A 15,300-nucleotide genomic window follows, 5' to 3' on the forward strand; every position below is an offset into this window, starting at 1 on the left:
AACCTTTGTGATGGTCATCCACCTTGTCTGGCCGTCCTCACGGCTTACAGTCGCGTAACCATAGCGGAACATGATTTGCCATTAGGACGGTTCCCAATCATATTAGTGACGATTATGATTAGTTAAAAAATTCATCTTAGACAGGATAGGGTCACGGTGGTCGTTTGTATGAACGCCGTCAACCATTTGCAACATTAAGTGTATGGTGATGCATACGATGGATTCGGGGCCCAACAAGCGTTGCCTGACTAACCGCCTTTGGCCACTTCCAAAAGAAAAGGGCCCTTCAGAGGAATGGCCCTTAAAGCACGTGGCTTTAGAAGATCTAAGTGGTGCCGTTAATTGTCTAGTCATGTTGACCCGCGATGACAATGCAGGGGGGAAAGCCGGTTAAGGCGTCTGACTTCCAAATGAAAAGGCCTGCCATCTTCCTTAACGTTGAGCAATCCCGTTTCAAAATTACTTGATCGGCAACTTGTAGTGAGACAACGCGTACACCTTAGAACAACTGTAGTCTAGCATATAAATATTTAAATATCAATTATCGTGATAGTTGGCTTGACGTAATCGTTGGTACTGCTCAGCAAACCGCTGTTCAAACTTTCCGTTTTGCTTCGGTTGGTAATATTGCGCGTGTCGCAAGGTGTCCGGCAGGTACTGCTGGGCGACCCAGTCGTTAGGAAAATCATGGGGGAACTTATAGGTGGTTCCGTGGCCAAGCTTTTTAGCTCCCGCGTAGTGGGCGTCCTTGAGGTGGTCCGGGACGATGCCACTATGACCACTGGTAACGTCACTAAGGGCGGCATCAATGGCGGCGATACCGGAATTCGACTTGGGCGACAGACAGAGTTCGATAACGGCGTCTGCTAGGGGGATGCGGCCCTCGGGAAGCCCCAGCTGTTGAGCCGCTTGAACGGCGGCGACAGTGCGGGCGGCTGCCGGCAAATTCGCCATGCCAACGTCTTCGTAGGCGATGACCATGAGGCGCCGGCAGATGGATGGCAAGTCGCCCGCCGCAATCAATTGGGCCATGTAGTGAAGGGCCGCATCGGTGTCACTCCCACGGATTGACTTTTGAAAGGCGGAAATCACGTCGTAGTGGGCGTCACCATCCTTATCCCCCATCAACGCCTTTCGTTGAAAGCATTCCTCGGCGACCTGCAACGTGACCTGAATCTGATCGGTGCCGGCTGTAGGTGGGGTGGATTGGGCTGCGAGTTCTAGTCCGTTCAAGGCACTTCGTAGGTCGCCGTTAGTGGCGTCGGCCATGAACGCCAGGGCCTCCGGGTCAACGGTGAGGTTCAGCTGACCTAGGCCACGGTCGGGGTCAGCAATGGCCCGTTGCAGGGCGGTCACGATGTCGTCGTGGGTCAGGGGATGCACTTCGAAAATCTGGGTTCGACTACGGATGGCCGGGTTGATGTTGAGGTAGGGATTTTCGGTGGTTGCCCCAATCAACACAATGCGGCCACTTTCCAAGTGCGGCAGTAGAAAATCTTGCTTGGTTTTGTCCAGCCGGTGGATTTCGTCTAGGAGCAGGATCACCGTCCCGCTCATTTTCGCTTCTTCGGCGACCACTTGGAGGTCCTTTTTAGAATCGGTGGCCGCGTTGAGTTTGCGAAAAGCGTACTTGGTGGAGCCGGCAATCGCGCTAGCAATGCTGGTCTTGCCGGTGCCCGGTGGTCCGTAGAGAATCATGGATGATAGGAGCTTGGCGGCGACCATACGGCGGATGATCTTGCCGGGGCCCACCAAGTCTTGTTGCCCAACAACGTCCTCTAGTCGTTGAGGACGCATGCGGTAGGCTAAGGGTTGTGCCAAAGTAAAACTCCTTTCAAAAACTTAGTTATCGTGAAAGAGACGGTCCAGGAGCCCCTTTTTCTTGGGGGTGGTTGTTGGAGAAGGCGTCTCGGTCGGATATTTCTGACGCAGGGCGACGGGTGCCACGTTGATGGCCGTCGCATTGGTGCAGACGACCAACCCAATGTCGCTATTACTGATTCCGTAGATCGTGTCTTGTTTAATGCTGAATTGAACGTTATTTTGACTGGCGACCTTCATGTACGGCCCCAGGTCGGCTTGGTCGATGTGACCGTTCAAGATGACCTGGTAATCGGGATGGGCCGTGATCTCGGTGATGAAAGCCTCTAGGTTGTTACGGTCGCGAACCTCGGCGATGGTCATGGTCAAGGAGACCCGCTCACGAAAGGTCCCTAAGTAGTGGCGCTGTTCGTCGGGATTGATTTTGGGGGTCCCGTACATCGCCGATTGCAAATGTTCTTCCATTGGACTCTTGTCAGTCATGTAAATCCCTCTTTCCAACGTATTGGCATTAGTATACCATGGAATCAACGATGCCGTTGGAAAGACGGTAGGGGGGTGAAGTCATCTATCAAGATCGAGATTTTGAGATTTTTGCGGACCCAACTTTGCCGGGGCGGTTGGGCAAGATTCGGCAGCAACTAGACCCTAAGTTTGAGCAAACCGTTGTCGATTTGCAGGCCACTTTGGCGACGTTTCCGGTTCCGTTATACGCCCACGTAGCCCAGCATCGGCGCCGAACCAAGAATCCGCCGCCGGATAGCTGGGTGGCATTTAGTACGTCAAAACGGGGGTACAAACGGTTACCACACCTAGAGATTGGTCTTTGGGAGGACCGTCTGTATATCTGGTTGGATGTCTTGGAAGAGGCTACTGATCGACGGGACCATTTAGAGCAGCTACCGGCAGCGCAGGTATTGGCGTTACCGGCAACGTTTAAATGTGCCGACGATCATACGGATAAGTTGGCGGAACGGCCGTTGACCGCCGCAACTTATCGGGATTTGATGGCAGTTCAAGCCACGCAACGACACGCCGAGTGGCTAGTGGGGCGGACCTTTTTACGGGGGGCGACCTTCTTTGAAGCCACGCCGGATCAGCAACGAACCACGATTCAGCAGACCGTGGCGGCGCTACTGCCGCTGTACCAAAAATTAATTTAGGACAGCAAAAAACCTTGCCCAAACGGCAAGGTTTTTTGAACAACGAATTAAGAATTTGATCTTAACGGTTGTAGTATTCAACGATTAAGGAATCGTCGAGTTCAGCATCGAGTTCTTCACGTTGTGGTAAACGGGTCAAAGAACCTTCCAGCTTGTCGGCGTCGAAGTCAACGTATTGTGGACGACCCACAACGGCTTCAACGGCACCCTTGATAACGGCTAAGTCCTTGGACTTTTCGCGAACGCTGACAATTTGGCCAACTTCGACTTCGTATGAAGGAATGTCCACACGCTTGCCATCAACAGTGATGTGACCATGGTTAACCAATTGACGAGCTTGACGACGAGTCGTTGCCAAACCTAAACGGTAAACCACGTTGTCCAACCGACGTTCGAGCAAGATCATGAAGTTGGTCCCGTGGGTACCTTCCTTGATCTTACCTGCGCGCTTGAACAGGTTGTAGAATTGACGTTCAGTTAAGCCGTAAGTGAACCGCAGCTTTTGCTTTTCGCGTAATTGCGTCCCGTATTCAGAAAGCTTTTGACGACGGCCTTGACCGTGGTCACCAGGAGCGTAAGGACGACGTGCTAATTCTTTACCAGTGCCGGAAAGGGAAACCCCTAAACGACGTGAAATCCGCCAACTTGGGCCAGTATAACGTGACATAAATTGAAATCCTCCAATAAATATTATTTGGAGTAAAATAAGGCTATTTATGGGTTTAGTATTCGTGCAGGTCATTTTGCAAGTTTCACCCTTGCAGCCGCAGGTTACTCCTTGAGCTGTAAAACGCAATGATCTGTTGACGAGCTTACCGCCCATTGCTGCATTATTTTACACGACGACTAGTATAACCGGAAGACCTAGGCTTTGTCAACATGGGCGATGAAAACCCGGGCAAACTCTTCGAGTACAGCCTGATCTTCAGCCGAAAAGCGGTCGGTCGATGGGGAGTCGATGTCTAACACCCCGAGTTTGCCTTGCTGAGTTGTTAGTGGAATCACGATTTCGGCGTTGCTAGCGGAATCGCAGGCGATATGCCCAGCGAATTGATGAACGTCGGCGACCCGTTGAACTTGTTGCGTTGCCAGTGCGGTCCCACAAACCCCGCGGTTGTTTTCGATGTGCATGCAGGCTACGTTACCTTGGAAGGGGCCTAAGATTAGATCATCGGTGGCCGGTTGATAAAGGTAGAAGCCCGCCCAGTTAATGTCCTCAATCGTTTGCTTAAGCAGTGCTGAGGCGTTGGCCATGTTGGCAACCAGGTTAGTCTCGCCGTGAAGCAGTGCGTCTAGTTGTTCGGAAATTAATGGATTAATTGAAGCAGTCATATCAGTGACCTCCTTAAAAATGGGTGCCCGTCGGTTTTATGAAAATGCAAACGGAATCACGAAACCTAGTGAAGCGTATGCGGGACTTATGCTATAATCGAAATTAGATTAAATTGTAAAATGAACCGAGTTGTTTTGCAACTCGTTAAACGTTGAAATGTGGATGAAGGATGGGGTCAATCATGTTAGTTGTGCTAATTGGAATCGTCATAATTGCGATTGTTGTCTATATCGGCATTCTCGCTTATCAGCAACGAATTCGGCGCCAGGTCGCAACGTTGGCGGAAAAGAAGGCTTCTTTATTGAAGATTCCACTAGCTGACGAGTTGCACCTAGTGGGTCAGTTAAGTCTGACGGGACAGTCCCTCGAACAGTTTGAGGCGTTGCAGAGCGACTATGACGAGATCACGAAGCATCGGCTGCCCCGAATCGATGATCAGCTGACTGAGTTGCAAAAGGCATCCCGGGGGATGAACCTGTTACAACTACGTCAAGATCTGGCGAAGGCGGCCCTGCTGGTTGACCAGACTGATGAATTAGTGCAAACGGTCCAGTCCAAGTTAGCGGAGCTCCAGGAAATTGATAAACAGCACCGGCAGGCTGTGCACGACCTCGAACAAAAGTATCAAGAGTTGCGCAAAACGTTACTGGCTAAAAACTTTGCTTTTGGCCCCAGCATTGACGGTCTAGAAGAGCAACTGAGTCACCTTGAGGACAACTTTGACACCTTCACCCAATTGACCCAAGAAGGGGACCATGAACGGGCCAGTGATGTTTTGAGCCAGTTAAAGGAAGATACCAGTGCGTTGGAGAATTTACTGACGGCCATTCCACCCCTATACAAGGACTTGACGGCAATCTATCCCGATCAGCTAAAGGAACTCCAGTCCGGTTATCAACAATTAAAAGCCCAAGATTTTCAATTTAGTGACCACGATATCCCCGGTAGCATCCAAGAGGTTACGGACCAGGTGAAGGATAACGTGGCGACCCTGGCGGCTTTGCGTCCGGATGATGCCAAGATTATCAACGAGCGGATTGCAACGCGCATCGATGCGCTTTATGCGGTCATGCAAAAGGAAATCGATGCGAAGGGTCCCGTTGAAAAGAACCTGGATGGGGTGGCTAAGTTTATTGCGCACGCGCAAAATCAAAACCACACGTTGCTCAACGAACTTGACCGCTTGAGTCAAAATTACACCTTGGACCACCAAGAGTTGGAAACGGCTCGGGAACTCAATGAGCAGTTACGGAACATCGATGGCGTCTACCAACGGGATGTACAGGATCTGACCGGGAAATCGGCCACCTATTCGGTCGTTTTGGGACACCAAGAGCAGCAACAAAAGGACCTGCACCAGATTGAGGAACAGCAGGCGCAGATCTTGAAGAGCGTTGCGGGGCTAGCCGACGAAGAACGGCAGGCACGGGAAACGCTCCGTCAATTTGATTTCAAACTACATAGTTTACGGCGTCAGATTGAAAACTTGAACTTACCGGGGGTTCCCCAGAGTTACCTGGATTACTTCTTCGTGGTCCGGGATGAGGTCGAACAGTTGGCCACCGATATGGATCAGCCTCAGATCGACATGGAGCGGATCACTAAGCAGCTCTTGATCATCCAAACGGACTTAGACACGTTGGAAGAGAAGACCAATGACTTGATGGACAGTGCCGAGTTAGCGGAACAGTTGATTCAATACGCTAACCGTTACCAGACCAGTCATGAGGACGTTGCGGCGGCGAGTCAGCAAGCCGCTGAACTATTTGAAAAGCAACACGAGTACAGCCAGGCCTTAGAAACTATTGCTACGGTCTTGGATAAGGTTGAACCAGGTTCCTATAAGCGGTTAGAAGATGCCTATTACGAACGTAAGGGACGGCAGAAACCAGCAGAACGGGATGCGGCGGAGACCACTAAGAAAAAATAAGGATTGAACGGTCGGTCTGAAGACGCCTAGCGGGTAGTCAGACCGATTTTTTAATCCGTGAGTCGGGTCTTGGACTTGTGAGATTGGCGGATTGTGTTTATAATAGGTGAGAATTTCTATCGGAGTCGAACCAATAGAAAAGAGATAAGAGGGTTCAGCATGATTTATTTTGATAATAGTGCGACAACGAAAGCCGCACCGGAAGCTGTCGATACCTACGCTAAGGTCAGTGCGAACTACTGGGGCAACCCGTCTAGTCTGCATAACTTTGGGGAACAGGCCTTCAACCTCCTAGAACAATCGCGACAACAGATTGCGGACTTAGTCGGCGTGAAGTTGAGCGAGATCCTGTTCACCAGTGGCGGGACCGAAGGCGACAACTGGGCCATTAAGGGCACGGCGATGGCGAAACGGGAGTTTGGTAAACATCTGATTACCACGGCCGTGGAACATCCAGCCGTGCATAACTCGATGGAGCAGTTGAAACAACTGGGGTACGACGTGACCTACCTCCCCGTCGATGAAAATGGGCGGGTGTCGGCCGATGATTTGCGGGCCGCTATTCGGCCGGACACGATTCTGGTGTCGACTATGGCCGTCAACAATGAAATCGGGGCCGTCCAGCCGTTAGCTGAGATTGCGGACGTGCTGCGGGACTTCCCTAAGATTCATTGGCACATTGATGCTGTCCAGGGAATTGGTAAGGGCCTGCACGACCTGATTTTTAATGATCGGGTCGACTTTGTGACCTTCTCTGGCCATAAGTTCCACGCACCACGGGGCATCGGCTTCATGTATAAGCGGCAGGGTCGAAAGATTGCGCCGCTTATGGCGGGTGGCGGTCAGGAACGGAATTTACGTTCGGGGACCGAAAACTTACCAGCCATCGCGGCCATGGCCAAGGCGTTACGGCTTCTCTTGGCGGATGAACCCGCTAAGGTTGCCCAGCAACGGGCCATTCGGCTAGCCATCTTGCACCACATCGAGACCTTCGATCACGTGACGGTCTTTTCCAAAGATTTGCCCGTTTTCGCGCCCCACATTCTGTGCTTTGCGATTGAGGGGGTTCGGGGAGAGACTATCGTGCACGCGTTCGAAGAACACCAGATCTATATCTCGACGACCAGTGCGTGCTCCTCGAAGAAACACGTAGAATCAAGTACGCTGCAGGCCATGCAGATCAACCCAGACGTGGCGACGAGTGCCGTCCGGATCTCACTGGATGAACACAACACCATGGCTGAAGCCGAAGAGTTTAACCGCGTCTTTGACGTACTTTACCAACAATTTGCGAAGTTACGCTAAATCACGAAAGGGGTCGCGCAATGGAATATAGCGAAATTATGGTCCGCTACGGCGAATTGTCGACGAAGGGGAAGAACAAGAAAGACTTCATCCGGCAATTAGGACACAACGTTAAAAACGCGTTGAGCCAATTTGAGGGCTTAGAAGTACATGCCCAGCACGACCGGTTACACGTTACCCTGAACGGGGCGGATTCTACGGCCGTGATGGACCGATTGAAGGGCGTTTTCGGAATCGAAAGCTTCTCGCCATCGGTTAAGACGGAAAAGGATCTGGATGCCATCAAGGCAACGGTCTTGGCGATGGCTAAAGAGGCCTACCAACCAGGGATGACTTTTAAGATCAACGTTCGGCGGCAAGATAAGAACTTTGAATACGATACCTACCAACTGAATGATATTTTGGGTGGCGTGGTACTTCACGAGGTACCCGGCATTCAAGTTAAGATGAAGCATCCCGACTTGGAGTTACGGGTTGAGATCCGCTTGAACGGGGTCTTTGTCTCTGGTCAGACCATCCAAGGTGCTGGCGGTTTGCCCGTCGGAACTGGTGGTAAGGCCGTGATGATGCTCTCTGGTGGGATTGACTCCCCGGTTGCGTCCTACTACGGGATGCGGCGGGGCGTCAAGCTGGATATGGTGCACTTCTTTAGTCCGCCATACACCTCAGAACAAGCGTTGGCTAAGGCCAAGGAACTGACGGCCAAGTTAGCGAAGTACTCGGGAAGCATTCAGTTCATCCAAGTGCCGTTCACCAAGATTCAAGAGACCATTAAGGAAAAGGTTCCGGAAGGGTACTTGATGACGATTCAACGGCGGATGATGCTCCGGTTGACCGTAGCGGTGGCCGAGATGCGGCACGCCAAGGGGGTCTTCAACGGAGAATCCCTGGGTCAAGTGGCTTCACAGACGTTGGAAAGTATGGCGGCCATCAATGATGTGACGTCCATGCCGATTCTGCGGCCGTTGTTGTCGATGGATAAGACGGAAATCATCAAAGTGGCGGAGGACATCGATACCTATGACTTGTCGATTCTGCCATATGAAGATTGCTGCACGATCTTCACGCCACCGGCACCGAAGACCAAGCCCGACTTGGAAAAGTCGCGAAAGTACGAAAAGTTCATTGACGTTGAAGGGTTGATGAAGGAAGCGCTCGACGGAATCACCATCACGGAGATTCGGCCCGGTGATAATTACCTGAATCAAAATGAAGATGTCTTTGCGGAACTGCTTTAACCCGCACGATATGTTAAACTAGCCAACGACTGCTTTGGGCCTGAATCTTATCAGGCACAAGGCGGTCGTTTTGTAGTTATGATGTTACGGCAGCGGGTCCAGAACTGACTGGTGGCCCTTACACTGGGGCACTGATGCACCGCATTGTTTTTTCTAAAAATTCCCTTCAAATTACTTGTTTTTTCGGGGGTGCCTGCGTCATAATTAATCTAATAACCAGTGTGATCTGGTTAAACAATCTTTAAGGAGTGATCTGTGTGGAAGTCACGAGACTCGGTAAAAAAATGTCTCTGGCGGGGGAATTACCCGCAGTGGGCGATCGGTTACCCAAGTTCAAACTTTTTGATCAACAGAATGAAAAGGTGAAGACGGCTGATCTGATTGGCCAAGTCGCCCTGATCAGTGTTGTTCCCGACTTAAATACCCCGGTTTGCACGTTACAGACGCGAAAGTTCACCCAACAGGCGGACTATTATCCAGCCGCTAAATTCTACACGGTGTCGAATAACTCCGTTGCCGAACAGACGGGCTGGTGTGCCGCTGAAGGGGTCAACAACGTCGATCTCCTGTCTGACGAAGAGTTGTCGTTTGGTTACGAGACGGGTCTATACGTACCGAACCTCGGCAACTTGGCCCGGTCTATCTGGATCATCGATGATACGGGGAAGATTGTTTACCGTCAAGTCGTCGTTGAACAGTCGGATGAGCCAGATTATCTGGCAGCGTTGGCGGCCTTAGAAAAGTTGGTGCCACGTGTTGACGACTAACTAAAAATTCGTTACACTACAAGTTAAATAGCTGTGAGCAAGAGAGTAGCTAGTGGGAACCGCAATAGAGAGCCGTGTTGCTGGGAGACGGTCGGGACGTGCTAGTGAACGTAGCTTGTGAGCTGGTTAGCTGAAGTCAGTAGGCTAACACCGGAGCACACTCCGTTAACAACGAAGATAAGTGGGGCATTAACGCCCAATTTAGGTGGTACCGCGAAGAGACTTCGTCCTAATGTTTAGGACGGGGTCTTTTTTTCGTGCCATTGTGACCGGCGTCGTTTTTGAAGAAAGGGATTGAGAGATATGGCAGATAAGCAAATTGACATGCCGACCAAGTATGATCCGACCGCCGTTGAAGCGGGACGGTACCAGACTTGGTTAGACGAAGATGTTTTCAAACCAAGTGGTGATCCAGAAGCTAAGCCTTATTCAATTGTTTTACCACCGCCAAACGTTACTGGGAAACTGCATTTAGGTCATGCTTGGGACACCACGTTGCAAGACATGCTGATCCGGCAGAAGCGGATGCAGGGATACGATACGTTGTGGTTACCAGGGATGGACCACGCCGGCATCGCCACCCAGGCTAAGGTGGAAGCCAAGCTGCGTGAACAAGGCATCTCCCGGTACGATTTAGGACGGGAAGCCTTCATCAAGCAGGTCTGGGACTGGAAGGACGAGTACGCGGACACGATTCACAAGCAATGGGCCAAGTTAGGCCTCTCGTTAGACTACTCCCGGGAACGGTTCACTCTGGACAAGGGCCTCTCGGATGCGGTCAAGAAGGTCTTTGTGGCGCTCTACAAGAAGGGCTTGATCTACCGTGGTGAGTACATCATCAACTGGGATCCACAAGCCCGGACGGCCTTATCTGATATCGAAGTGATCCACAAGGATGATAAAGGGGCCTTCTACCACGTCAAGTACCCATTCGTGGATAAAGATCAGACCTTTAACGGTAAGCACTACATTGAGATTGCGACGACGCGGCCGGAAACCATGATGGGGGACACTGCCGTAGCGGTCAACCCTAATGATGACCGGTACAAGGCGTTAGTGGGCACTAAAGTGGTCTTGCCGTTAGCGAACCGTGAGATTCCGATTATCGCGGACCAATACGTTGATCCGGACTTCGGAACGGGGATGGTAAAGATTACCCCGGCCCATGACCCGAACGACTTTTTGGTCGGGAACCGGCATAACTTGGAACGCATCAATACCATGAACGAAGACGCGACGATGAACGCTAAGGCTGGCAAGTACGAAGGAATGGACCGGTTTGAAGCTCGTAAGGCCATGGTTGCGGACCTGGATCAACAAGGCTTATTACTGAAGGTTGACCCCATCGTGCACGCCGTAGGTCACTCCGAACGGACGGGGGTTCAAGTTGAAGCCCGGCTGTCGACTCAGTGGTTTGTCAAGATGAAGCCATTGGCTGAGGAAGCCATGGCGAACCAGAAGAGTGACGATGCAGTGGACTTTGTACCGAAGCGCTTCGAGCACACCTTCATGCAGTGGATGGAAAATGCCCATGACTGGGTCATCTCCCGGCAACTCTGGTGGGGCCACCGGATTCCAGCCTGGTACCATAAAAAGACTGGTGAAATCTACGTAGGTGAAACGGCACCTAAGGATCCGGAAAACTGGGAACAAGATCCCGACGTACTGGACACCTGGTTCTCCAGTGGGTTATGGCCATTCTCCACAATGGGTTGGCCCAATGAAGACAGTGCCGACTACCAGCGGTACTTCCCAACCAACACTCTGGTAACGGGGTATGATATCATCTTCTTCTGGGTTTCCCGGATGATCTTCCAAAGTCTTGAATTTACGGGTAAGCGGCCGTTCAAACACGTCCTATTACACGGCTTGATTCGTGACGAGGAAGGCCGTAAGATGAGCAAGTCCTTAGGGAACGGAATCGACCCAATGGACGTGATCAACAAGTACGGGGCCGACGCCTTACGCTGGTTCCTGTCCACGGGTTCGACGGCCGGCCAAGACGTGCGGTTCAGTTACAAGAAGATGGATGCTGCGTGGAACTTCATTAACAAGATCTGGAACGCCAGCCGGTTCGTAATCATGAACTTGGGTGACGACACGAAGCCAGAGGTTCCTGCCGAAGACCAATGGGACTTAACGGATCGGTGGATCTTGAGCCGGTTGAATACCACGGTCAAGCACGTGACGGAGATGTTTGATAAGTTCGACTTCGGTGAAGCGGGACGGGCTCTGTACAACTTCATCTGGAACGACTTCTGCGATTGGTATATCGAAATGAGTAAGAGTGTGCTGACCGGGGATGACGCTGCGGCGAAGGCCGTTAAGCAAGACCTCTTGGCCTACGTTCTGGATCAGACGTTACGCCTCTTACAACCAATCATGCCGTTCGTCACGGAAGCCATTTGGCAAGCAATGCCACATAAGGGACAATCCCTGGTTACGGCGGCGTACCCAGTTGACCATCCAGAATTCGACAATGCCACGGCTGAAAATGACATGACCAGTCTGATCGACCTGATCAAGGCGGTACGGAACATCCGGGCGGAAGCCAACGCGCCGATGTCTACGCCAATTGACTTACAGATCAAGACTAGTGATGCCAAGCTCCAAGCCGTCTTTGACAACAACCGGGACTACATTGACCGGTTCGTTCACCCTAAGAACTTGGAGATTGGTGCCGACTTAGTAGCGCCGAAGCTGGCAATGACGGCGGTGATTACGTCTGCTGAAATCTCCGTGCCGTTGGCCGAGTTAGTCGACTTGAAGGAAGAAGCGGCCCGTCTGGAGAAAGAAGTGGCGAAGTTCACGAGTGAAGTTGAACGCGCGACTAAGAAGTTGAGCAACGACCGTTTCGTTGCCAACGCCCCAGAAGACGTGGTTAATGCTGAACGGGAAAAGCAAGTGGATAACCAAAAGAAGTTAGCCGCAACCAAGGACCGTTTAGCTGAAATTCAAGCCCAACTTTAAGCTAAGTTAAAATGAAGCCAAGCTCGCCGATTCCCGGTGGCTTGGCTTTTTTGTCGTGCTGAAATCTGCTAAACTGGATAAGGATTTTACGGTTGAAACGGGTCTTAAACGGTACCTGGTAGACCGTTTTAACGGCAAATTAGTTAATCGAGACGATTAGCGGGATGGTAGGAGGCCAAAATAGTGGTTAGAACTTATCAAGAAGCTTTAAACTTTATTCATGGTCGGGACCGGTTCAAGAAGGCGCCGACCCTGGAACGGATGCGGCATTTTATGGCGTTGCTGGGGAATCCTCAAGAACAACTTCAGATGATCCACGTTGCGGGAACCAACGGTAAAGGGTCAACGGTGGCGTTCTTACGGGATCTATTGATGGCCGATGGCCAAACGGTCGGGACGTTCACCTCGCCGTTTATTACGCGCTTCAACGAACGAATTAGTCGCGATGGGGAACCGATTTCGGATGACGAATTGGTCGCGTTGGTGCAGCGGGTTGAACCCATGGTGGCGCAGCTGGACCAGGAGTTAGCTGAAAAGGGCCCTACCGAGTTTGAAATTGATACGGCCCTGATGTTTTGCTACTTTGCCAGTCATCCGGTCGACACCGTGGTGGTCGAAGTGGGGCTAGGCGGTTTGTACGATTCGACCAATATTATCACGCCGTTAGTTTCCGTGATTACCACGATTGGGATGGATCACATGAAGATTTTGGGGGATACCATCCCTAAAATTGCAGCGCAAAAGGCGGGAATCATCAAGCCGAATGTTCCGGTAGTCTGTGGTCGCTTATCCGCAGATGCCTTGGCTGTGATGGATCAAACGGCTGAGCGCCAACAGACCCAAGTCGTTGCGCTGGGACGTGATTATACGGTGACCAACCAACCGCATGAGGCTTGGGGGGAGCGGTTTGCTTACCGGTATGCGGCGTGGCACTGGCAACATTTACAAATTGATCTTTTGGGACCGTACCAGATAGATAATGCCGCGACGGCGCTGACGGCGTTTATTACCTACCAGCAGCTCCGACACGGAGCCGTAACGCCGGCGACGGTTCGTCAGGGCTTGGCCCACACGGCTTGGCCGGGGCGCTTTGAACGGTTGAACGACCAGCCGTTGATTGCCATTGACGGGGCCCATAACGAACCCGCTATGGTCGAAATGGTCGCGCTGTTGCGCCGCCACTTCGCGACTAACGAGGTCTATATCGTGTTAGCAGTTCTCGCAGATAAGCAGTACACCCAGATGGTTCGGACGTTGTTGACCGTTCCGAACGTTCACTTAATCGTGACCCAGTTCAGCGGACCAGGTAAACGGGCGGCGGCAACCCCCGTTGAATTGGAAGAAGCGGTGACCGCCCATGACCGGGTGACCATGGCCGCAGACTGGCCGACTGCCTTACGGGAAGCGTTAGGCAGGATGTCGGCCGAGGACCTATTACTGTTGACGGGATCGTTGTACTTTATCTCGGAGGTTCGGCACTACTTTAAGGATCCGGATAATCCGGCCTAATCAAGCGGAAGCGGGGATTAGCAATTGATGAACGACGGTCCCGTGACCGGGAAAAGGTGGGGAACCCTTAAAATCTAATTAAAATCATCTTTAGGTATTTCTTTCTGCTTAAAAGTTCGGTATTCTTAACGTTGACGACGTGTTTTCACGTAGATAGGTATGTTATAATACGTCTATCAATGAATAAGACAAAAATCCATTAATATTTTGTTGACAATGAAGGGATGAAACACAGTGTTCGGATTAGGAACGAAAAATATTGGAATCGATTTGGGTACCGCCAATACGATTGTCTACGTTGACGGTAAGGGAATCGTTCTACGCGAACCTTCCGTTGTCGCCAAGAACACAAAGTCTGGGGAAATTGTGTCCGTTGGTGAAGACGCACGCGCAATGATTGGACGGACGCCGGCTAGTATTGTGGCGATTCGCCCAATGAAAGACGGGGTCATCGCTGACTACGACACGACAGTTGCCATGATGAAGTACTTCATCGAGAAGACGGTTGGACGTTCAGGCGGTAAACCTTATGTAATGGTCTGCGTACCTAGCGGCGTCACGGAAGTTGAAAAGCGGGCGGTCATCGATGCCACCCGGGTTGCAGGCGCACGCGATGCTTACGTGATCGAAGAACCATTTGCCGCAGCGATTGGTGCTGGTCTCCCCGTCATGGACCCAACCGGGAGCATGGTTGTCGACATGGGTGGTGGAACCACCGATGTGGCCACGATTTCCTTAGGTGGGATCGTTTCCAGTCGGTCCATTCGGATTGCTGGGGATAAGTTAGACGATGCTATCTCAACTTACGTTCGCTCTAACTTCAACCTGTTGATTGGGGAACGCACGGCTGAAAAGCTGAAGATGGACATTGGTTCGGCTTCCGTCAAGGATGCTGAGAAGATTGAGGGAGCCACGATTCGTGGCCGGGATCTGGTTACGGGTTTACCTAAGGCCGTTGAAGTCTCCGCCGTTGACGTGGCGAAGGCCATTCAAGAACCCGTTCAAGCCGTGATCACGGCAATCAAAGAAACCTTGGAAGAGACGTCGCCTGAAATCGCTGCCGATGTGATTGATCACGGAATCGTCTTGACCGGTGGTGGCGCATTATTGAAAAACTTATCTGAAGTGATTGCTGATGCAACCAAAGTTCCGGTTTCCATTGCGAACGACCCATTGGATTGTGTGGCTGCAGGTACTGGAGAATCCTTAAAGAGTATCGATGTCATGAAGAAGAAATAGGGACTAGCGGGAAGGCAGCTTCCCG

12 protein-coding genes and 1 other annotated feature are annotated in these 15,300 nt (G+C 51.5%); of the genes, 8 read left to right on the forward strand and 4 right to left on the reverse strand.

All coding sequences use genetic code 11. The features are described 5' to 3' along the window. Positions 1 to 537 precede the first annotated feature (537 nt). Positions 538 to 1,821: a replication-associated recombination protein A gene (locus RIN67_RS04830; RefSeq protein WP_276820676.1), complete on the reverse strand. Its 1,284-nt coding sequence runs from the start codon at positions 1,819 to 1,821 to the stop codon at positions 538 to 540. Between the two features lie 21 nt (positions 1,822 to 1,842). Next, positions 1,843 to 2,304 carry a YueI family protein gene (locus RIN67_RS04835; RefSeq protein WP_264999176.1) on the reverse strand — a complete coding sequence of 154 codons (462 nt, stop codon included), beginning with the start codon at positions 2,302 to 2,304 and terminating at the stop codon, positions 1,843 to 1,845. Between the two features lie 83 nt (positions 2,305 to 2,387). Between RIN67_RS04835 and RIN67_RS04840 the strand changes: the two genes are divergently transcribed. Further along, positions 2,388 to 2,984, forward strand: a complete 597-nt coding sequence (locus tag RIN67_RS04840) for a DUF1054 family protein (RefSeq protein ID WP_313826136.1) — start codon at positions 2,388 to 2,390, stop codon at positions 2,982 to 2,984. A gap of 61 nt (positions 2,985 to 3,045) precedes the next feature. On the opposite strand, the gene rpsD is transcribed toward RIN67_RS04840, so the two are convergent. Together rpsD and RIN67_RS04850 are read right to left on the reverse strand one after the other, a co-directional pair. Continuing rightward, entirely contained in the window at positions 3,046 to 3,651 is a 606-nt protein-coding gene (gene rpsD, locus RIN67_RS04845; RefSeq protein WP_264999177.1) for a 30S ribosomal protein S4, read from the reverse strand. A gap of 197 nt (positions 3,652 to 3,848) precedes the next feature. Continuing rightward, a complete protein-coding gene (locus RIN67_RS04850) occupies positions 3,849 to 4,316 on the reverse strand; it encodes a GAF domain-containing protein (RefSeq protein WP_024746947.1) in 468 nt (155 codons plus the stop codon). A 182-nt stretch (positions 4,317 to 4,498) separates the two neighbouring features. On the opposite strand from RIN67_RS04850, the gene ezrA reads away from it, so the two are divergent. The 7 genes from ezrA to RIN67_RS04885 all read left to right on the forward strand — a co-directional run bounded on the left by ezrA (position 4,499) and on the right by RIN67_RS04885 (position 15,275). After that, positions 4,499 to 6,247, forward strand: coding sequence for a septation ring formation regulator EzrA (gene ezrA, locus RIN67_RS04855; protein ID WP_264999178.1), 1,749 nt, complete (start codon positions 4,499 to 4,501; stop codon positions 6,245 to 6,247). A gap of 159 nt (positions 6,248 to 6,406) precedes the next feature. Further along, on the forward strand, positions 6,407 to 7,552 hold the full coding sequence (locus RIN67_RS04860) for a cysteine desulfurase family protein (RefSeq protein WP_024746949.1): 1,146 nt from the start codon (positions 6,407 to 6,409) through the stop codon (positions 7,550 to 7,552). A 20-nt stretch (positions 7,553 to 7,572) separates the two neighbouring features. Continuing rightward, positions 7,573 to 8,790, forward strand: coding sequence for a tRNA uracil 4-sulfurtransferase ThiI (thiI, locus tag RIN67_RS04865; RefSeq protein WP_264999179.1), 1,218 nt, complete (start codon positions 7,573 to 7,575; stop codon positions 8,788 to 8,790). A 257-nt stretch (positions 8,791 to 9,047) separates the two neighbouring features. Beyond that, a complete protein-coding gene (locus RIN67_RS04870; RefSeq protein WP_264999180.1) occupies positions 9,048 to 9,557 on the forward strand; it encodes a thiol peroxidase in 510 nt (169 codons plus the stop codon). A 24-nt stretch (positions 9,558 to 9,581) separates the two neighbouring features. Continuing rightward, positions 9,582 to 9,792 (forward strand) — a binding site (T-box leader). Positions 9,793 to 9,860: 68 nt separating this feature from the next. Further along, the gene (locus tag RIN67_RS04875) at positions 9,861 to 12,527 is read left to right on the forward strand and encodes a valine--tRNA ligase (RefSeq protein WP_264999181.1); all 2,667 of its coding nucleotides are present in this window, start codon (positions 9,861 to 9,863) and stop codon (positions 12,525 to 12,527) included. Positions 12,528 to 12,710: 183 nt separating this feature from the next. Beyond that, positions 12,711 to 14,036 carry a bifunctional folylpolyglutamate synthase/dihydrofolate synthase gene (locus RIN67_RS04880; protein WP_313825995.1) on the forward strand — a complete coding sequence of 442 codons (1,326 nt, stop codon included), beginning with the start codon at positions 12,711 to 12,713 and terminating at the stop codon, positions 14,034 to 14,036. A gap of 234 nt (positions 14,037 to 14,270) precedes the next feature. Next, the gene (locus tag RIN67_RS04885; protein WP_107739313.1) at positions 14,271 to 15,275 is read left to right on the forward strand and encodes a rod shape-determining protein; all 1,005 of its coding nucleotides are present in this window, start codon (positions 14,271 to 14,273) and stop codon (positions 15,273 to 15,275) included. The last annotated feature ends 25 nt before the right edge of the window (positions 15,276 to 15,300 follow it).

Source organism: Levilactobacillus namurensis, from assembly GCF_032197885.1.
Taxonomy (GTDB): Bacteria; Bacillota; Bacilli; order Lactobacillales; family Lactobacillaceae; genus Levilactobacillus; species Levilactobacillus namurensis_A.